The 19,447-nt window shown below is 66.4% G+C and carries 17 protein-coding genes and 1 pseudogene; 7 read left to right on the top strand and 11 right to left on the bottom strand.

The window, feature by feature from the left end:
• Nucleotides 1-11: 11 nt before the first annotated feature.
• Nucleotides 12-1,358 (bottom strand): phosphohexomutase domain-containing protein, encoded by a 1,347-nt coding sequence (locus AC07UW_RS18620; protein WP_495212628.1) that lies wholly within the window; start codon nt 1,356-1,358, stop codon nt 12-14.
• A gap of 92 nt (nt 1,359-1,450) precedes the next feature.
• The gene (locus AC07UW_RS18615; protein ID WP_495212627.1) at nt 1,451-4,072 is read right to left on the bottom strand and encodes a DEAD/DEAH box helicase; all 2,622 of its coding nucleotides are present in this window, start codon (nt 4,070-4,072) and stop codon (nt 1,451-1,453) included.
• 173 nt (nt 4,073-4,245) lie between these two features.
• On the opposite strand from AC07UW_RS18615, the gene AC07UW_RS18610 reads away from it, so the two are divergent.
• Nucleotides 4,246-4,977: a CoA transferase subunit A gene (locus AC07UW_RS18610; RefSeq protein WP_495212626.1), complete on the top strand. Its 732-nt coding sequence runs from the start codon at nt 4,246-4,248 to the stop codon at nt 4,975-4,977.
• Nucleotide 4,978: 1 nt separating this feature from the next.
• Nucleotides 4,979-5,605 (top strand): CoA transferase subunit B, encoded by a 627-nt coding sequence (locus AC07UW_RS18605; RefSeq protein WP_363729709.1) that lies wholly within the window; start codon nt 4,979-4,981, stop codon nt 5,603-5,605.
• A 33-nt stretch (nt 5,606-5,638) separates the two neighbouring features.
• Here the strand turns inward: AC07UW_RS18605 and AC07UW_RS18600 are convergent, their stop codons facing one another.
• Entirely contained in the window at nt 5,639-7,537 is a 1,899-nt protein-coding gene (locus AC07UW_RS18600) for a glycoside hydrolase family 99-like domain-containing protein (protein WP_495212625.1), read from the bottom strand.
• Nucleotides 7,538-7,654: 117 nt separating this feature from the next.
• On the opposite strand from AC07UW_RS18600, the gene AC07UW_RS18595 reads away from it, so the two are divergent.
• Nucleotides 7,655-8,242 carry an alpha-ketoglutarate-dependent dioxygenase AlkB family protein gene (locus tag AC07UW_RS18595; RefSeq protein WP_495212624.1) on the top strand — a complete coding sequence of 196 codons (588 nt, stop codon included), beginning with the start codon at nt 7,655-7,657 and terminating at the stop codon, nt 8,240-8,242.
• 85 nt (nt 8,243-8,327) lie between these two features.
• Here AC07UW_RS18595 and AC07UW_RS18590 read toward each other — a convergent pair whose 3' ends face one another.
• The 4 genes from AC07UW_RS18590 to AC07UW_RS18575 are packed head-to-tail and all read right to left on the bottom strand — an operon-like array spanning nt 8,328 to nt 11,846.
• Entirely contained in the window at nt 8,328-8,969 is a 642-nt protein-coding gene (locus tag AC07UW_RS18590; protein WP_223494177.1) for an ABC-type transport auxiliary lipoprotein family protein, read from the bottom strand.
• Complete coding sequence (locus AC07UW_RS18585) at nt 8,966-9,892, bottom strand: MlaD family protein (RefSeq protein ID WP_100551507.1); 927 nt, start codon at nt 9,890-9,892, stop codon at nt 8,966-8,968. Before AC07UW_RS18585 ends, AC07UW_RS18590 begins: the two co-directional genes overlap by 4 nt.
• A gap of 3 nt (nt 9,893-9,895) precedes the next feature.
• Nucleotides 9,896-10,723, bottom strand: coding sequence for an ABC transporter ATP-binding protein (locus AC07UW_RS18580; protein WP_495212623.1), 828 nt, complete (start codon nt 10,721-10,723; stop codon nt 9,896-9,898).
• A 1-nt stretch (nt 10,724) separates the two neighbouring features.
• On the bottom strand, nt 10,725-11,846 hold the full coding sequence (locus AC07UW_RS18575; protein WP_495212622.1) for an MlaE family ABC transporter permease: 1,122 nt from the start codon (nt 11,844-11,846) through the stop codon (nt 10,725-10,727).
• Nucleotides 11,847-11,938: 92 nt separating this feature from the next.
• Between AC07UW_RS18575 and AC07UW_RS18570 the strand changes: the two genes are divergently transcribed.
• Nucleotides 11,939-13,198 carry a threonine/serine exporter family protein gene (locus AC07UW_RS18570; RefSeq protein ID WP_025878492.1) on the top strand — a complete coding sequence of 420 codons (1,260 nt, stop codon included), beginning with the start codon at nt 11,939-11,941 and terminating at the stop codon, nt 13,196-13,198.
• A gap of 85 nt (nt 13,199-13,283) precedes the next feature.
• Here AC07UW_RS18570 and AC07UW_RS18565 read toward each other — a convergent pair.
• The 3 genes and pseudogenes from AC07UW_RS18565 to AC07UW_RS18555 all read right to left on the bottom strand — a co-directional run.
• A pseudogene (locus AC07UW_RS18565) lies at nt 13,284-13,661 on the bottom strand (H-NS histone family protein); the annotation flags it as partial.
• A 223-nt stretch (nt 13,662-13,884) separates the two neighbouring features.
• On the bottom strand, nt 13,885-15,588 hold the full coding sequence (locus tag AC07UW_RS18560; RefSeq protein WP_495212621.1) for a proline--tRNA ligase: 1,704 nt from the start codon (nt 15,586-15,588) through the stop codon (nt 13,885-13,887).
• 585 nt (nt 15,589-16,173) lie between these two features.
• On the bottom strand, nt 16,174-16,551 hold the full coding sequence (locus tag AC07UW_RS18555; RefSeq protein ID WP_313251756.1) for a DUF4124 domain-containing protein: 378 nt from the start codon (nt 16,549-16,551) through the stop codon (nt 16,174-16,176).
• A gap of 80 nt (nt 16,552-16,631) precedes the next feature.
• Between AC07UW_RS18555 and pssA the strand changes: the two genes are divergently transcribed.
• The 3 genes from pssA to rimI are packed head-to-tail and all read left to right on the top strand — an operon-like array spanning nt 16,632 to nt 18,414.
• Nucleotides 16,632-17,411, top strand: coding sequence for a CDP-diacylglycerol--serine O-phosphatidyltransferase (gene pssA, locus AC07UW_RS18550; protein WP_100462840.1), 780 nt, complete (start codon nt 16,632-16,634; stop codon nt 17,409-17,411).
• Entirely contained in the window at nt 17,408-17,920 is a 513-nt protein-coding gene (locus AC07UW_RS18545; protein WP_336024532.1) for a hypothetical protein, read from the top strand. Before pssA ends, AC07UW_RS18545 begins: the two co-directional genes overlap by 4 nt.
• Entirely contained in the window at nt 17,917-18,414 is a 498-nt protein-coding gene (gene rimI / locus AC07UW_RS18540) for a ribosomal protein S18-alanine N-acetyltransferase (protein WP_223494182.1), read from the top strand. Before AC07UW_RS18545 ends, rimI begins: the two co-directional genes overlap by 4 nt.
• A gap of 66 nt (nt 18,415-18,480) precedes the next feature.
• On the opposite strand, the gene AC07UW_RS18535 is transcribed toward rimI, so the two are convergent.
• On the bottom strand, nt 18,481-19,302 hold the full coding sequence (locus tag AC07UW_RS18535; protein WP_223494183.1) for an EamA family transporter: 822 nt from the start codon (nt 19,300-19,302) through the stop codon (nt 18,481-18,483).
• Between the last annotated feature and the right edge of the window lie 145 nt (nt 19,303-19,447).

Genomic DNA, 19,447 nt, shown 5'->3' with positions numbered 1-19,447 from the left:
TCTTCCTTTGATTATTTCTGCAGCAGGCAGGAAATTTCGTCGGTACGCGCCTGCATGAGAGCGGCGTCCCCACGCGATTCAACGTTCAAGCGCAGCAGCGGCTCGGTGTTGGAACTGCGCAGGTTGAAGCGCCAGTCGCCGAAGTCGGCACTGATGCCATCGGTATGGTCCAGCGCCGGCGACTGCGCGGCGAAGTGTTCCATCACGCGGGCCACGGACGCCTTCGCATCGCTGACCTTGAAGTTGATTTCGCCGCTGCACGGATAGGCGGCCATGCGGTCTTCGACCCAGTCGGCCAGCGAGCGGCCGCTTTCAGAGATCAGCTGGGCGATCAGCAGCCACGGGATCATGCCCGAATCGGCATAGGCGAACTCGCGGAAGTAGTGGTGGGCGCTCATCTCGCCGCCGTACACGGCGTCCTCGGCGCGCATCTTTTCCTTGATGAAGGCATGGCCGCTCTTGCACAGCACCGGCACGCCACCGGCCTGCTCGACCATCTCCACGGTGTTCCAGACCAGGCGCGGGTCGTGCACGATCTTGCCGCCCGGGTTGCGGTCCAGCGCGGCCTTGGCCAGCAGGCCGACCAGATAATAGCCCTCGATGAAGCGGCCGGTGTGGTCGAAGAAGAAGCAGCGATCGAAGTCACCATCCCAGGCGATGCCGAAATCGGCGCCGTGCTGGCGCACTGCCTCGGCGGTGGCGGCACGGTTTTCCGGCAGCAGCGGGTTGGGGATACCGTTGGGGAAGTTGCCGTCGGGTTCGTGGCAGATGCGGATGAACTCGAACGGCAGGTGCGGTGCCAGCAGGTCGACGATGGCGCCGGCGCCGCCGTTGCCGGCGTTGACCACCAGCTTCAGCGGCTTGAGCTTGCCGGCGTTGACATAGGACAGCAGGTGGTCGACATAAGCGCTCTTGTCGTGCTGGGCGATCTGCCCGGCGCTGGCAGGCCTGGCCGGCGCGGTATCGGCAGCCACCGCATCGGAGATCGCGAACAGGCCGGTATCGGAGCTGATCGGCCGGGCATTCTCCTTGACCAGCTTCATGCCGTTGTAGTCCATCGGGTTGTGGCTGGCGGTCACCATGACCCCACCGGCCGCACGCAGATGGTCGGTCTGGAAGTAGACCTCTTCGGTGCCACACAGGCCGATGTCGATTACTTCGCGGCCGGTACCGCGCAGACCTGCCGCCAACGCATCCTGCAGCGCTGCGCTGGTCAGGCGCACGTCGTGCCCCAGCACCACCGGGCCTGGCGACAACTGATCAGCCAGGGCCACACCGATACGGCGGGCAAGGTCTTCGTTCAGTTCTTCCGGCACGCGGCCGCGGATGTCATAGGCCTTGAAGGCGGGCAGGGGCATGGTGGAATCCTTTGTCAGATCAGCTGGCTAGTGTAATCCCAGCGCCGTGTGGGAATCGTTTCCACAGGCCCAACGGCGGCTGACCGCCGGTGTCAGGTCCGGCTGGCCCTGCGCCTGCCAGCGGTGCGTTTACCTGGCGCGCCGGGCAGCGGAGACAGCAACGCCTCCAGATCGGCTGCGTCGAAACGTGGGCCTGTGCCACCACCGCCCTCCAGGATCGCGTCGGCCAAGTCGGCCTTGCGCTGCTGCAGCTCGGCGATCCGTTCCTCGACGCTGCCGGCGGTGATCAGCTTGTAGACAAACACCGGCTGGTCCTGGCCGATGCGATGGGCACGGTCGGTGGCCTGGTTCTCGGCGGCCGGGTTCCACCAGGGATCGAAGTGGATGACGGTGTCGGCGGCGGTCAGGTTCAGGCCTACGCCACCGGCCTTCAGGCTGATCAGGAACACCGGAACCTCGCCCTGCATGAAGCGCTGCACCGGCGTGACCCGGTTCTGGGTGTCGCCGGTCAGGGTCACGTAGGCCAGGCCCAATGCATCCAATGCCTGAGCAATCAGGGCCAGCATGCCGGTGAACTGCGAGAACAGCAGGATGCGCCTTCCTTCTTCGACCATGGACGGCAGCATCTCGCGCAGCAGGTCCAGCTTGGCCGAACCGGCAGCGCGAGCGGGTGTCTCGCCTGGCAGCAGACGCGGATCGCAGCAGACCTGGCGCAACTTCAGCAACGCGTCCAGTACCACGATGTGATTGCGCGCCAGTCCGCTGCCGTTGATCGCATCGCGGACCTGCTTTTCCATTGCCGCACGCACGGTTTCGTAGAGATCGCGCTGGGCGCCTTCCATCGCCACCGTGCGGGTGATGACCGTCTTTGGTGGAAGCTCGGAAGCGACCTGGTCCTTGCGCCGGCGCAGGATGAAAGGTCGCAGCCGCTGGGCCAGCAGCTGAGCACGCCGCTGGTCGCTGCCGCGTTCGATGGGATGGCGCCAGTGCTGGTTGAACTGTTTTTCGCTGCCGAGCAGGCCGGGCAGCAGGAAGTCGAACTGCGTCCACAGCTCGCCCAGATGGTTCTCCAGCGGGGTGCCGGTCAGGCACAGGCGATGACGCGCCTGCAGCGTGCGCAGCGTGGCCGCCGCGCGCGACCTGGGATTCTTCACCTGCTGTGCCTCATCCAGGATCAGCAGATGGTAGGAATGCGCCTGCAGCGCCGGTTCGTCGCGCCACAGCAGGGGATAGGTAGTCAGTATCAGGTCATGGGCGGCAATGGCGTCGAAATGCGTGTCACGTGCGGGGCCGTGCAGGGTCAGTACACGCAGATCCGGGGTGAAGCGCGCCGCTTCGCTCTGCCAGTTGTGCAGCAATGAGGTTGGCACGACCACCAGCGCCGGTTTGTCCAGGCGGCCACTCTGCTTTTCAAGCAGCAGATGGGCCAGGGTCTGCAGTGTCTTGCCCAGGCCCATGTCATCGGCCAGCACGCCGCCCAGGCCCTGCTGGCGCAGGTACTGCAGCCAGGACAGGCCTTCAAGCTGGTAGCTGCGCAGCGTCGCGCGCAAACCCTGGGGCGCTGGGACAGCGGTCATCGCCGGTGCGTCCAGCAGGCGCTGCACGCGTGCACGGGTATCGTTGCTGCTGTGCAGCCGCAACTGCGCAGCTTCCTGCAGTGCCTGCAGGCGTCCGCGATCATGCGCCTGCAGGCGCAGCGGTTGCCCGCGGTCGCCGAACAGATCCGCAAGCAGCGCGATCACCGGCTTCAGCCGGGCTGCCCGCAGGGCAAGACGTTCATTGTCTGCCGTCGTCAGCAATACGTTCTCGTCATCGCCAATCGCGTCCAGCTGGCCGCGCAGCCAGCGCGGATCGGACTGCAGCACACCCTGCAGCAGCGGAACCAGCGCAATGCTGCGGCCATCGACGTCGATGGTCAGGGCCAGGTCGAGCTCGTTGCTGTCGGTGGGCACAGACCGGACATCCAGGTCGATCTCCTCCACCCGGGTGATGCGATGGCGGAAGGCATCGTCAGTTTCGATCTTCCAGCCCAGTGCTTCCAGCCGCAGCACGTCCTCCAGCAGGAAGCGGGTCCAGTCGAAACTGCGCAGCTCGAACAACGGGCCGCCGCCGTCCAGCACGATGCGCGGTTGCCGCTCGCGGTGCAGGTGGACGCTGTGCAGTTCAGCCTCGCGCCGTGCCTCCCCGGCCAGGTCACGCGGCAGCAGGTAGAGCTGGCCCTCGGCGTCGTGCACGAACAGCGAGGGGTCGTCGAGAAAACGCACGTGCTCGTCGTACTCGAACGCGACGGTGGCGACGTCGAGCCATTGCGAGGGGTCACGATCGGTGAGCCAGGCAGGTCGGTATTCCATGCTGTGCAGATGCAGGATCGGCGTCATCGCCTGGATCTGCAGGGTAGGCAGTATCGGATCGGCGGCCGCACGCAGCGAACCCGGTTCACCCTCCAGTGAGTTCCGCAGTGCGGCCAGCAACACGGCGGCGACATGCTCGCAGTGCGTGCCAGCCGGACAGGTGCAGCGACTCTGCAGGGGGCTGTGCGGGGTGCGGGCGCTGGCATCCAAGTCGATCGCTACCTGCCAGCCCTCGACCTGGGCGGTCAGCAGCGGTGACCGGTAGCCCAGCTCGCGCACTGCCGACACGTGGTGGTTGCCCTTTTCCAGCGTCCCGGCATCCAGCCAGCGGGACAGTTCCCCTCCGGTGAATACTTCGGCCATGCGTCGTCCTGTCCTCTCCATCTACAGCACGCGTTGCCAAGGGCACCGCAAGCGGGAAAGCGAACATTCTACGGATTGGCAGCCCGGCATGCCGGTTCATGCTGCGGCGCATCCCAGCCGGCTTCGAGTGTGCCGCTAGAATGGCGGCATTCTCACCGGGTAGGGCAGTATAGATGCAGCAATCAACTTCCAGCGGCACGCGCAGCAAGCGTTTCGCCTCTGCGGCGCAGGCCCTGCAGGGTGTGGTCGCCGATGGCCAGACCCTGGCCGTGGGGGGCTTCGGCCTGTGCGGCATTCCCGAGGCACTGATCGCCGCGTTGCGCGACAGTGGCGCCAAGGGCCTGACCGTGATCTCCAACAACGCCGGCGTCGATGGCTTCGGCCTGGGCCAGCTGCTGGAAACCCGGCAGATCAGCAAGATGATTTCGTCATACGTGGGCGAGAACAAGGAATTCGAACGGCAGTTCCTGGCCGGCGAGCTGGAGCTGGAATTCAATCCGCAGGGCACCCTGGCCGAGCGCCTGCGTGCCGGCGGGGCGGGTATCCCGGCGTTCTTCACCGCCACCGGCTACGGCACCGTGGTCGCCGAGGGCAAGGAAACCCGTGAGTTCGATGGCAAGCACTACGTGATGGAAACCGCGCTGCGCGCCGACGTTGCCCTGGTCAAGGCCTGGAAGGCCGACGAGGCCGGCAACCTGGTGTTCCGCAAGACCGCGCGCAACTTCAACCCGGCCTGTGCGATGGCCGGCAAGGTCTGCATCGTGGAAGTGGAGGAGGTGGTGCCGGTCGGCAGCATCGATCCGGACCAGGTGCACCTGCCGGGCATCTACGTGCACCGCATCGTGCACAACCCCACCCCTGAAAAACGTATCGAACAGCGCACCATCTGTGCGGAGGGCAACTGACATGGCATGGACCCGCGATGAGATGGCGGCGCGCGCTGCGCGTGAACTGACCGATGGCGCCTACGTGAACCTGGGCATCGGCCTGCCGACGCTGGTGGCCAACCACATTCCCGAAGGCGTGGACGTGTGGCTGCAGTCGGAAAACGGCCTGTTGGGCATCGGTCCGTTCCCCACCGAGGCCGAGGTGGACGCCGACCTGATCAATGCCGGCAAGCAGACCGTCACCGCACGTGCGGGCGCCAGCTACTTCGGCAGCCATGACAGCTTTGCGATGATCCGCGGTGGCCACGTCAACCTGGCCATCCTCGGTGCGATGCAGGTGACGGACAAGGGCGACCTGGCCAACTGGATGGTGCCCGGCAAGATGGTCAAGGGCATGGGCGGTGCGATGGACCTGGTGGCCGGCGTGCAGCGCGTGGTGGTGCTGATGGAGCACACCGCCAAGAACGGCGAGCACAAGATCCTGGCCGAATGCACGCTGCCGCTGACCGGTGTGGGCGTGGTCGACCGCATCATCACCGACCTGGCGGTGTTCGATGTGACCGATGACGGTCTGGTGCTGGTGGAGACCGCCGCGGGTGTGGGCGAGGATGAGTTGAAGGAAAAGACCGGCGTCGCGTTCCGCTGACGGGCATCGGTCCCGTGCCCCGCAGGGCCAGCATCAGTGCTGGTCCTGCGCTGCCGCGATAACGTAGCCTGCGTTGATCACGATGTCCGGCAGCAGCTGGGCAAGCGCTCCGGACGCATCCATTGCGTTGAGTTCGCTGGGATGGAGATGCGCATCCAACAGAGGTCTGAGGGCTTCTGTTCGCAGCCAGGCAGCGCGGACGATTCGTGGCATCGGGCGCTGAGCCAGTCCCAGGCGGGTCGCCCAGCGAAGATGGCTGCTGCAGACATCGGTGCGTTCCGGCGCGGCTATTGGCATCATCCCCAGCGACGGCCGTTGCGTGAATTCCTCAAGCACCTTTTTTATCGCGCCCGCTGTCGGTATGTGCTGCGGGACGGTGTTCCCGCGCATGTCCAGCCAGCATGCCAGCAGAGCGCCCTCCGAGGAATGCTCCTGCAGTAGTTGAAGCAGGCTGGTCAGCGCATTGCCGGCATGGCCGATGACCTCGGCGGGTGCGTTCCGCGGGCGCAGGGCGGCAGGCACGAACAAGCGATACTGCACCCCGAGGTCGCCCGCAGCAGTGAGCACCGCGGCGATCGCATCGGGATCGTCAAGCAGGACCATCAAGCAGGCACGCGCCTGACCTGGCGGTGGGGCCGGGGACAAGGCCTCGCGCGTCGCCTGCAGCCATGCATGCCCCAGCCGCGCGTCTGGCTCGAGCACTGCCCCTTCGGCCCATTCGTTCCAGGCGTTGATGAAGACCAGGCGTTGCTCTGCCGGTACTGCCGACAGTCGCTGATGCACTGTGGTGCGCAGCCAGTCGCGGTAGCCGCGCGGCGAGGCATGCAGGTACACCCGTCCGCGGCCGGAGCGACGCGCTTCGTTGTCCCAGCCAGGGTTCACGCCGGGATACAACGGATAGTCCGGCAACGGGCGCGTACTGATCTCGGCAGCGAGTTCACGCCAGTCGCGGACATCACCATTGAAATCGGGATTGAGCAGCCACTGCCGCGCCGACAGCGAGGAAGGGTTGCTCATGTTCGGAGGGAACTCGACTGCTGCGTCGAATCCGATGTCACGTGGGTCAGGCCGTTCAAAGCCTTGAACGTAGGCCAGATGGATCTCGCCCACGCCATTGTCGCGACACCAGCGGCGCCAACGGTCGGCGGTGGCACGTGCATCGGGCAGCAGATGGGGACGGTAGACCAGCAGCATCGGCAGGCCATCGACCTTCAACGCGCGCCGGTCGCGCAGATAGGGCGCGATGTGGGCGATGAAGGCCAGATCGTCTTCGGCGCTGTGCTGCTGGCCGATCAGGATGTCATCGTCGCGCCCGTCCCAGCGCCGCGCCCAGTTCTCGTTGGCCCAGCACAGGCAGAACGGCAGGTCGATGCTGTCGTCGTCCAGCCACTGGCGCAGCGGGTCTTCCATCAGCGTGCGGCCGCTGAACCAGTAGTAGTAGAAGCAGAACGCGCCGATGCCATACTCCGCAGCCAAACGCGCCTGGTCACGCATCACTTGCGGATTGCGCAGGTCGTAGAAGCCGAGGTCGGCAGGCAGGCGTGGCTGCACGTGGCCTTCGAACTGCGGCAGGGCACGGGTGACATTGCGCCATTCTGTAAAGCCCTTGCCCCACCAGGCATCGTTCTCCGGGAACGTGTGGAACTGCGGCAGGTAGAACGCCACCAGGGTAGCGGGCAGTGGCGAGGGCAGGATGCCTTCGCGCCAGGGGACGTGGCCGATCGCTGGCTCGTCGGCGCGCCACCGCAATTGGGCACTGGGGCGCGGTCCGCTGGCGTCCTGCTGTCCTTTCGGCGGCGGCGGCACCCAGTCGCCATGACGGGCCAGCCAGCGCGTGCGCAGACGGTCGCGCTGCCCCTCCGACAGCGGCAGCGCCCGGAAAGCTGCACGCAGCAGCGGGAACAGCACCTGACGCAAGCGGGTGTTGGTCATCGGACGCGTTCCGGTAAGGGGGAACGGAAACTCGGCATCACATTGAGAGCATCGGTCATGCCCCCATTTTCGGGGTTGGCGGCCACGGCGGCAAACATGCCGTGCTAGCGTTGGTCGATGCTGTTCCCGACCGACATTTCCGACGCTGATGTCCGCCATTTGCCAGGCTGGTTGCCTGATGGGCAGGCTGATGCCCTGCAGCAGGCGCTGCAAGCCGAAATCCCGTGGGAAATCCACCGCATCCGCATGTTCGGCAATTGGGTGGATTCGCCTCGCTTGAGCTGCTGGATCGGTGATCCGCAGGCGCGTTACCGCTATTCAGGCGCCGAGTTCATCCCGCATCCGTGGTCACCGTTGCTGCAGGAACTGCGCATGCGCCTGCAGGAACAGGGCACGGGCGAGTTCAACAGCGTACTGCTCAACCGCTATCGCGGCGGCACCGACTACATGGGCTGGCACAGCGATGACGAGCCCGAGCTGGGGCCGGCGCCGCTGATCGCTTCGTTGAGCCTCGGCGCAGCGCGGCGGTTCCTGCTGCGCCGCCGCGATGACACCACGCGCAAGGCGGAATTCCTGCTCGGTCATGGCGACCTGCTGCTGATGGGCGGCGCCACCCAGCGCCACTACCAGCATGCGCTGCCGAAGATGGCGCGGGTGCAGGGCGAACGCATCAACCTGACATTCCGCTGGATCCATCCGCGTTGACCGGGGTTCGCCGGGCATGGCCCGGCGCTACCAGGAACAGGTGGCGGTAGCGCCGGGCCATGCCCGGCGTGCAAAACGGGCAACCTCAGCGCTTCAGCGCCTGCTTGTCATTCTGCCCGCTGGTCAGCGTCCAGCCCACTACGTCCTGGGCCACCTGCTGCAGGCCACGCTCGAAGGCGGCGGCTACGGCCGACACGTCGGTGCTGCCCACCGGCTGCAGCTGGCGGAAGGTACGGTCGGCGACCACCCGCTGGCTGGTCACGTCGATCAGCTTGGCGTTGATCTCGATGACGACCGTCGGCGTGGGCTGGCCCTGGTAGTCCGATTCGAAGCGACGGACGTCGGTGGACAGCTTGTAGTCGGCGCGGATGCCGGCGGCGACGCGGGCCACGCCGTGGATGCGGCCGGAATCCTCGAAGCCGCGCAGCAGGGTGTCCTCGATCATGTCGGTGGCCGGCTGCGCCCAGCTGGCGCCCTTGTAGATCTCCAGCTCCGACGGCGTCGGCCGTACGTTGATGCGCGGGCTGTCGACCATGCGCGCGGCGCTGGGCTTGGCCAGCACCAGCTGCCAGTCGGCCTGCGGCCAGCTGGGGTCGACCTTGACCTGCACGGCCGGCGAATACAGGGTGACGGGGTTCTTGTCGCCGCTGCCGAGGATCGAGCAGCCACCCAGCAGGGTGGCCAGCGACGCTGCCAGCAGCAGGCGCGGAAGGGTGGTCGGGCTCATTTGGGTTCGAACTCCTTCGGGGCGTCGCGGCCGAGCAGGTAGCGCGCGGGGTTGTTCTCGAGGCGGTCGCTGACCCGGCGCAGGTCGCGGATCAGGCCACGCAGTTCACCCAGGGTCGGGCCGAGCTGGCCCAGGCCGTCATTGGCGAAGCTGTTGATGGCGGCGCGGTTCTCGCCAAGGATCGAATCGGCATTGCCGGCGGCCGAATCAAGCTTGGCCAGGGTGGCGTCGAGCTTGTCGATGATGCCCGGCAGCTGCTGCACCAGGTTCTTGTCCAGGCGCTCGATGGTGCCGTTGGTGGTCTTCAGGGTGGTGTCCAGGCTGCGCGCGGCATCGCGCGCGCTGAGCAGCAGCGACTGCGTGCCCTGGTCGCGGTCGGCCAGGCCGCCACTGATCGTTTCCAGGTTGGCCAGGGTGGCGTTGATCGAGGCGACGTTGCGGTCGCTGAGGATCTGGTCCATGCGCTCGACGATGCGGTTGGCCACGTCGGTGATGTTCTGCAGCGCCGACGGCGTGGTCGGGATGATCGGTGCCGGATCCTTGTTGACCGTGGTCAACGCCGGCGACTGTGGCGTGCCGCCGCTGAGCTGGATGATCGACGGACCGGTCAGGCTGGTGATTGCCAGCTTGGCGCGGGTATCGGTCTTGACCGGCGTGGTCGAGTTCAGGCGGATGCGCGCGACCACCTGGCGCGGGTCATCCGGTACCAGGTTCAGTTCGGTGATCGAGCCCACCGCGATGCCGTTGTACTGCACCGGGCTGCCGACCGACAGGCCGGTCACCGCTTCGCGGAACACCACCCGGTATTCCTGCCAGGTGCGGTCGGAGGAGTACTTGGCGGCCCACAGGCCGAAGGCCAGCAGGGCCAGGCCGGTGATCAGGGTGAACGCGCCGATCAGCACGTAGTTGGCTTTTGTTTCCATGGCTCAGGCACTCTCGATCTGTTCGCCACGCGCAGCGCGCGCGCGGGGTCCGTGGAAGTATTCCTGGATCCACGGATGATCCAGTCTCTCGATTTCCGGCAGCGGCGCATTGGCCACCACCTTGCGGTCGGCGATGACCGCCACCCGGTCGCAGATCGCATACAGCGTGTCCAGGTCGTGGGTGATCAGGAACACGGTCAGCCCCAGCGCTTCCTGCAGCGTCTTGATCAGGCGGTCGAACGCGGCCGCACCGATCGGGTCCAGGCCGGCGGTGGGCTCATCCAGGAACAGCAGCGGTGGATCCAGCGCCAGCGCACGTGCCAGGCCGGCGCGCTTGCGCATGCCGCCAGACAGCTGCGAGGGCAACTTGTTGATGGCATCGGCGGGCAGGCCGGCCAGTTTTACCTTCAGCAGCGCCAGCTCGTAATGCCAGCGTTCGGGCAGTTCGCGGTGGTGTTCCTTCAGTGGCACCTGCACGTTCTCGCCGACGGTCAGCGACGAGAACAGGGCGCCGTCCTGGAACAGCACGCCGGTGTTGCGCTCGATATGCAGGCGGCTCTCGGGATCGTCGGCGCGCGCATCGCGACCGAGCACCTCGATCTGCCCTTCATCCGGCACGCGCAGCCCGAGGATCGAGCGCATCAGCACTGATTTGCCGGTACCCGAGCCGCCCACCACGCCAAGGATCTCGCCACGGCGCACGTCCAGGTCCAGCCCTTCATGCACGGTCTGGCTGCCAAAGCGGTTGACCAGCCCGCGCACGCGGATGGCCAGGTCGTGGCCGTCGTCGTCCTGCATGGGCACGTCTTCGGGGGGCAGATGCGTAGTCATGTCACCAGTCCATGTGCATGAACCACAACGCCGCGAAGGCATCGATGATGATCACCAGCGAGATCGTCTGCACCACGCTGGAGGTGGTGCGTTCGCCGACCGACTGCGCGGTACCTTCCACCTTCAGGCCTTCCAGGCAGCCGATCAGGCCGATCACCAGCGCGAACACCGGCGCCTTGGACAGGCCCACCAGCATGTGCCGCACTTCCATCGTTTCGTGCATGCGCGCGATGTACATCTGCGGCGGGATGTCCAGGTCGAACGCGCCGACGGTGATGCCGCCGGCCAGGCCGGCGACCATCGCGATGAAGGTCAGCAGCGGCAGGGTCAACAGCAGCGCGACCAGGCGCGGCAGTACCAGCAGGTCGATGGGGTCGAGCCCCAGGGTGCGCATCGCATCGATTTCCTCGCGTGCCTTCATCGCACCGATCTGCGCGGTGAAGGCACTGGCGGTACGGCCGGCGAGCACGATCGCGGTCAGCAGCACGGCGAATTCGCGCAGGAAGGCGATGTTCACCAGCTCAACCACATAGATCTCCGCACCGAAGTCGCGCAGGATGGTCGAGCCGAGGAAGGCGATCACCGCGCCGACCAGATAGGACAGCAGCGCCACCAGCGGCACCGCATCCAACCCGACCTGTTCCATCTGGTGCACGGTCGCGGTCAGGCGGAAACGTCGAGGTTCCTTGACCAGGCGCGCACCCTTGACCAGGTTCTCGCCGAGGAAGCTGCACAGTGCCTTGATGTTGTGGCCAGTGGCATGGACGCTGACACCCAGCCGCTCCAGTGCCGCCAGTACGCCGAAGTCACGCTTCGGCTTCGGGCGGTCGTCGGCTACTTCTTCAATGGTGCACACCAGCGCCTGGTGGTCCGAGCGGAACTGCAACGCGTCTTCGCTGAGGTCAGCGCGATGGGCGACGCGCAGCACCTGCAGCACGCCGGCGGAGTCGAGCAGCTCGATGCCGGTAGCGTCGATGCCGGTCAGCTTGTCCGGAACGCCACGCAGCACTTCGGCCGCGGCCAGCGCGGTCTTCAGGGTCCAGTGGCCGGACAGCCGGATCAATCCCGGATCCTGAGCGTCCTGTTCGAGCTGGGGGGCGTGGGTCGGGGTCATGGGGGCCATTCGGGTCGCAGCATAACCGTTCTGAATTGCACGTCGCGTCGAACCAGGATGAATTTCTCCAGCAGAGCCTGACGTAGGTAATACTACGGCGCATGTCCGCAGACGCTCACACGATCCCCACGCCCCAGGCCACCTACGCGCAGCGCGTGGCCTTCGTTTCCGAGATCGCCGGCCGCCTGCACAGCTACGGCACAACGGCCCAGCGCCTGGAAGCGGCGGTGGTTGCCTTGGCCCGACAGCTCGATCTGGATTGTGAACCGTGGTCGAACCCCACCGGCATCATCCTCAGTTTCAGCGATCCGGCGCAGGCCATCGGCTCCAGCGACATCACCCGGGTGATCCGCTTGGCGCCCGGCGAGAACGACCTGCACAAGCTCAGCGTGGCTGACGGGATCGCCGAAGAAGTGGCCAATGGCCGCATGAGCATTGCCCAAGGCCACACCGCGCTGCGCCAGCTGGACAAGGATCCGGGCCGGCGCGGCAAGCTGCGCACCATCCTGTCCTTCACCCTCGGTGCGGCCGGCGTGGCGGGCATGTGGAAGCTGCCGTGGCTGGACATCGCCACCGCCGGCGTCATCGGCCTGTTGATCGGCCTGCTCGGCATGGTCACCGACAAGCGCCCGGCCAGCCGGGAAGCGGCCGAAGCGCTGGCGGCGCTGCTGGCCGGCCTGGTCGCCACCGTGGTTGCCACGTTCGTGGGTGCCCTGAATCTCAACACGGTGATCATCGCCTCGCTGGTGGTGCTGCTGCCGGGCATGTCACTGACCAATGCGGTCAATGAACTGGCCAGCCAGCACTGGGTGTCCGGCACCGCGCGCTTTGCCGGCGCGTTGACTACGATCATGAAGCTTAGTGTCGGCGCGATGATCGCGGTGACCCTGGCCGATGTGCTGGGGCTGGATCCGATGATCCGTGCCTCGCGGCCACAGGGGCCGTGGGTGGAGTGGGGCTCGCTGCTGACGGCGGCGTTCGCCTTTGCGATGTTGTTCAAGGCCAACCGCCGCGACTATCCGTGGGTGATCGCCGCCTCGGTAGCCGGTTACGCGATCTCCAAATTTGGTGGTCATGCCTGGGGTACGCCCGCCGGCATCTTCCTGTCGGCGATGCTGCTGACCGCCGGCGGCAACCTGTTCGGGCGCGTGGTCGGCCGCCCCGGTGCGATCATCCGCCTGCCGGGGATCATCATGATGGTGCCCGGCAGCACCAGCCTGCGCGGCGTACTGACCCTGGTCCAGCAACAGGACGTGGGCGCCGGCCAGAGCGTGTTCCTGACCGTGTTGAACGTGGTGATGGCGCTGGTCGCCGGCCTGCTGTTCGGCAACCTGCTGATGCCGGCGCGCAAGACCCTGTAGGTGTGGACCGTTGGTCCACACGCCTTGAATGAAAAACGCCGGCTTTCGCCGGCGTTTTTCATTCCTGCTGCAGCTGGCCTCAGGCCTTCTTGATCAGGAAATCTTCCGGCTTCTTGCTGCCCTTGGCAGTCAGCTCGGCCATCCAGCGCGGCTGCTTGCCACGACCGGTCCAGGTTTCCTTCGGGTTGGCCGGGTTGCGGTACTTCGGCGCAACCTTGCCCAGCTTGCGGCCGGCAGCCTTGGACGGGGCCTTGGTGGTCTTGGCGACCTTGCGCGCGCGCGGTGCGGGTTCACCACCGAACAGTTCCTCGATGGTGTAACCCTCGGTCTTGGCCAGCTTGCTCAGCTGGGCACGAACCTTGGTGATCGGGCGACGCTTGGCGACGATGGTCTGCTGCTTCTTGGCTGTGCGGATCAATGCGCCCAGCTCACGTGCAGACAGGCCGGTCAGGTCGATGCTCATCAACGATTACTCCAGAAACTAATTTAGGGACAGGGACGAGCCGGTCCGTGGCGTCGCAGGACAGAGTAATGAGGAATTAATCCCAGCACAAACAGTTGCGGTCACCGTCTGTCGGCTGGCTGGCCCGGTTGCGACCATTTTGACCGGATTATGTCCGTTGCGGTTTTCCCGGGGCGGCCAGCCGCAAAAAAAAAGACCGGGGTATACCCCGGTCTTTTTCCGATCAGCCCTGCAGGCGCTGCAGCAGGGTGGCCTTGTCCAGGCTCTCCGCTTCGGCCACCCGACGCGAGCGGTACTCGAAGGTGCCTGCGGCCAGGCCGCGCTCGCTGACCACCACGCGGTGCGGGATGCCGATCAGTTCCATGTCGGCGAACATCGCGCCCGGGCGCAGGCCGCGGTCGTCCAGTGCGGCATCCAGGCCGGCATCGCGCAGCTCCTGCAGCAGAGCTGCAGCTGCATCGGCCACGCCTGCGTCGCCCTTCGGATTGATCACGCAGACCACCACCTGCCACGGCGCCATCGCGTCGGGCCAGATGATGCCGGCGTCATCGTGGTTCTGCTCGATGGCTGCGGCGACCACACGCGAAATACCGATGCCGTAGCAGCCCATCGTCATTACCGCGGCCTTGCCATTCTCGTCCAGCACGGTGGCATCGAGCGCCTTCGCATAGGTGCGGCCCAGCTGGAACACGTGGCCGACTTCGATGCCGCGGGCGATTTTCAGTTCGCCGCCGTCCAGCGCACGATCACCGGCGCGCACGTTGCGGATATCGGCCACTTCCGGTTCGGCCAGGTCGCGGCCCCAGTTGACGCCGGCCAGGTGGAAACCGGCCTCATTGGCACCGACGACGAAGTCGGACATCGCCGCCACTTCGCGATCGGCGACCACGCGGATCGGCTTGGCCGGGGCGACCGGACCAAGGAAGCCCGGCATGCTGCCGAGGTATTCGGCGATCTCTGCTTCGCTGGCAAAACGCTGCTCGTCCAGGCCAGCAACCTTGCCCAGCTTGATTTCGTTGACCTCGTGGTCGCCACGCACCAGCGCCAGCACGAACTGCTGTGCCTCGCCTTCGCCGGCGATCAGCGCCACCGACTTCACCGTACGCTGCAGATCGATGCCCAGCAGCGCGGCGACGTCTTCGCAGGTCTTCTGGGTCGGGGTCTCGACCTTGCGCAGCGCTTCGCTGGCCGCAGCACGCGCGGCCGGATCGGCGGCGATGGCCGCTTCCATGTTGGCCGCGTAGTCCGAACCGGTGGAGAACACCAGCGCGTCCTCACCGGAGTCGGCGATCACGTGGAATTCCTGCGAGGCGTCACCGCCGATCGCGCCGGAATCGGCCTGCACCATGCGGAAGTCCAGGCCCAGGCGGGTGAAGATGCGGCTGTAGGCCACCTTCATGTTTTCGTACTCGCGCACGAGGTCTTCGTCATGCAGGTGGAACGAATAGGCGTCCTTCATCAGGAACTCGCGCGCACGCATCACGCCGAAGCGCGGACGGATCTCGTCGCGGAACTTGGTCTGGATCTGGTAGAAGTTCACCGGCAGCTGCTTGTAGCTGGACAGTTCGCTGCGCGCGAAATCGCAGGCCGCTTCCTCGGCGGTGGGGCTGTAGCAGAAGGTCTGTTCCTTGCGGTCCTTGATCTTCAGCAGCTGCGGTCCGAATTTCTGCCAGCGGCCGGTCTGCTCCCACAGTTCCTTGGGCTGGATGGTCGGGATCTGGAATTCCACGGCACCGGCGCGGTCCATTTCCTCGCGGACGATGCGTTCGACCTTGCGCAGCACGCGCAGGCCCAGCGGCGACCAGGTGTACAGGCCGGACGCGAGCTTGCGGATCATGCCCGCGCGCAGCATCAGCCGGTGGCTGGTCAGCTCGGCGTCGCTGGGGGTTTCCTTGGTGGTGTGCAGGTGGAACTGGGAGAGGCGCATCGTCGGCTTCGGATAACGGCAGAGATACCTATTCTGCCAGCCCGGCCGGGGGAGGGGTATCGGCCGGGCTGCGCCCGGCACCCGCAGAGGCAACGGCTGGAGCTACGGCAACAGCAACAGCAACAGCGGGGTTGCTGTGGGATGGCGGGTGGGTCCGGTTGCGGGGGACGCCGTGAACCCATCCTTGGGGGCTTGGCCGCGGCATCCTTGCCGCGGACACCCCCGCAACCGGACCCACCCCGCCTTCGACAGATTTCCGCGGCTGTTGGTGGTGGTGGGTGTCGACCTTGGTCGACACGTAGATCCACGCCATGCGTGGATGAATCTCCGTCGAAATCGAATATTTCGACAATTGAACGTAGAACATCCACGCATGGCGTGGATCTACTGGCCACCGGGAAACTGTCGAAGACGGGGCGGTGTCGGATTGCGGGGTGTCAGCCGCATGGATGCGGCTGCCAAGCCCCCACGGATGGGTTTACGGCGTCCCCGCAATCCGACACCGCCCCGTCATCCCACGGAATGCCCGCTTTTGACGTTGACGTTGATTCGGCGGGTGCCGGGCGCCGCCCGGCCGCTACCCCCTTAACCCGCCGGGGGGCAGTACGCCTTGATCGCTGCCTCGGCCAGGCCCTTCTGCGCGCTGCGCTGTTCCGGGGTAAGCGCGGTATCGGCCTTGCCATCGCCGTCGGTGTCGTGCATCACCTGGCCGCCGCCATCCAGCAGCGCCACGTTGGCGCGGGCGGTGCTGCACTCCTTGGGCACCGGAGCGGCGCTGGTCGCCGCCGCTTCTTCCGCCACCGGCGTCCTGGCCTGGGCACGGGTCTCGTATTTGGCCCCGGTCGGCGGCGTTTCCGAATACTGGGTCACGCCCTTGGCGTCCTTCCACTTGTAGACAGGGCCGGCCAGCGCAGTGGTACTGGCCAACAGCAGCAGGCATCCCAGGCAGGACAGGGCACGCATGGCAAACTCCGCAGAATGGGCGTAGAACGCCGATTGCAGCATTGGCGCCGACCGCTGGCAAGTCGATTAAACTGGATTCCATGGACCCGATCACACCGCCGCCGCGCTCGCGCACGATTTACCTGCTGCCCAACCTGTTCACCACGGCTGGGTTGTTCTCTGGCTTCTACGCCATCATCGCCGCGGCCAACGGGGATTTCGTCAATGCCAGCATCGCCGTGTTCGTGGCGGCGGTGATGGACGGCCTCGATGGCCGTGTCGCGCGCCTGACCGGTACCAGCAGCGAGTTCGGCGTGCAGTACGACTCGCTGGCCGATCTGGTCAGCTTCGGCATGGCGCCGGCCCTGGTGATGTATCACTGGTCCCTGTCGGAACTGAAATACGACGGTGAGCTGGTCGGTCGCCTGGGCTGGGCGGTGGCATTCCTGTACGCCGCTTGCGCGGCGCTGCGCCTGGCGCGCTTCAATACCCAGGTAGCCGTGGTCGACAAACGCTGGTTCGTCGGCCTGGCCAGCCCGGCTGCTGCCGGCCTGATGATGTCCTTCGTCTGGGCCTTCGCCGATGGCACATTGGGCTGGAATGGCAACGAGCTGCGCTTCGTGGCGCTGGCGGTGACCCTGGTCGCCGCACTGTTGATGGTCAGCCGCATCCGCTTCTGGAGCTTCAAGGGCGGTGCGGCCAAGGAAGGCGCACGTTCGGATCGTGTCCCGTTCCTGGTGCTGGCACTGGTGCCGATCGCCATCGCCATCGCGGTGATCGATCTGCCCCGCGTGTTGTTGGTCGTTGGCATCCTGTACGCCCTGTCTGGCCCGGTGATGTGGGGCGTGCAGCGCCTGCGCAAGAAGCCCGAGGCGGCGTGAGCCAGGACCTGCCCCTATTGTGGTCCCCGGCCCAGCAGGCCTGGCTGCAGGCCATGGGCTACACCGTCTATCACGACGGCCAGTTGGCCGCTGAAATGGACGCGGCATTGCAGCTGAGCGTGGCTGAAGCCGCAGCATCGGCACCCGTGCCGGTTGAGCTGACGCGCACGGCTCCACCTTCGATCCAGCACGCGCCCAGCCAGCGCGACGCGGCGCCGGAACCTCGGCCCGAGCGCGCGCCACCACGCACTGCCGTGCCGGTGGCGGCGCCGGACACCATACCGGCTGCGGCCCGTCCGCTACCCACCGGCAACGCGCGCCAACCGCTGGTGCGCTTGCCTGACCGCCTGCAGATCGCGCTGTTGCGTGCCTCCGGCTGCAATCCGAACGATCCGGCCACACAGACGCTGATGGAAAGCTGGCCGCTGGAACAGCTGCGTCGCGACCCTGCTGCCAAGCGCGCGTTGTGGCCGCAGCTGCGCGCGCTGCGCAAGGGCGGAACCGCATGAGTGCGGTCAGCCAGCCCGGGCCGGTGGCGATGCGTGCGCTGCGCGAGAGCGACCTCAACGGGGTGATGGCCATCGAAGTGCGTGGCTACCCCTATCCCTGGACCCGCGGCATTTTCCTGGATTGCCTGCGCGCCGGTTACCCCGGCCTGGCCATGGAGCGCGATGGCCTGTTGATCGGCTATGGCGTGCTCAGCCTCGCTGCCGATGAAGCCCATGTGCTGAACATCTGCATCGATCCGCTGGTGCAATCGCGTGGGCTGGGCCGCCAGCTGCTGCGTGCACTGGTCCGCCTGGCCGGTGATCGAGGCGCGCAGCGGGTGTTCCTGGAAGTGCGTCCATCCAACACCCCGGCCCTGGCGCTGTATCACAGCGAAGGCTTCAACGAGATCGGCCGGCGCCCTCGCTACTACCCTGCTGCGCAGGGGCGCGAAGATGCGCTGGTGATGGCGATCGAGCTGGTGGACGGCGAGCTGGAGACAATGCCGCCGCTGTAATGGAGACGGTTGCCGGCCAGCGACCGGCACTGCCGATGAATCTCCGCCTCGGTTGGTACGCCGTTCTCACGCCAACCGCAGCGCCAGCACGCCAGCCACGATCAATGCTGCCGCCACCCAGCGCGCACGTGGCACCCGCTCGCGCAGCAGGAACACCGAGATCAGCAGCGCGAACAGGATCGACGATTCGCGGAGCGCCGATACCATTGCCACCGGCACCTGGGTCATCGCCCACAGCGCCATCGCATACGAGGCGGTGGTACCGATGCCGCCGGCCACGCCCAGCGGCCAGTGCCGGCGCGCATACGCCAGCAGCGCACCGCGCTGCCGATGCAGCGCCCACAACGGCAACGGAATGCCCGACAGCAGGAACAGCCACAACGTGTAGCTCAGCGCATTGCCGGACAGTCGCGCGCCCTGCGCATCGACCAGGGTGTAGGTGGCGATCATTGCCGCCGTCAGCAACGGCAGGCGCAGCTGGCCGCCACGTGCACCGCGGGCCATGCACAGGATGCCGCCGCTCACCAGGAGGACACCGAGCCAGGCCGACGGGGGCAGGCGTTCGCCGAGAACGGCGCCGGCCAGCGCAACGAGGATGGGCGCGCAGCCGCGCATCATCGGATACGCCAGGCTCATGTCGACCTGTTGGTAGCAGCGTGCGACCAACGCGTAATACGTCACCTGCAGCAGCACCGAAGCGCCCAGCCACGGCCAGCTTTCCGCGGCGGGGAAGGGTAGCCACGGCAAGACGAGCGCAGACAACAGCGCAGCGCTGCCGGTGACGAGCACCGTGCCGAGGAACTTGTCCGGCCCGCGCTTGACGATCGCGTTCCAGCTGGCGTGCAGTGCGGCGGCGGCGAGGACCAGCAGGAAGATGGAAAGCGGCATCAGGCGATGATGCCACGCGTGGCAAAAGGAAACGCCGGGCATTGCCCGGCGTCGACCTCGAGAATGTGCCAACCAGGATTGGCGCTTTGGTAGGTGCCAACCTTGGTTGGCACATCACAGCGGTGCGGACCACGGTCCGCACCTA

The sequence above is a fragment of the Stenotrophomonas sp. GW821-FHT02D01 genome, assembly GCF_059421765.1.
The sequence above is the reverse complement of the archived record's forward strand: the minus strand, read 5'-3'. Positions and strand labels throughout refer to the sequence as shown.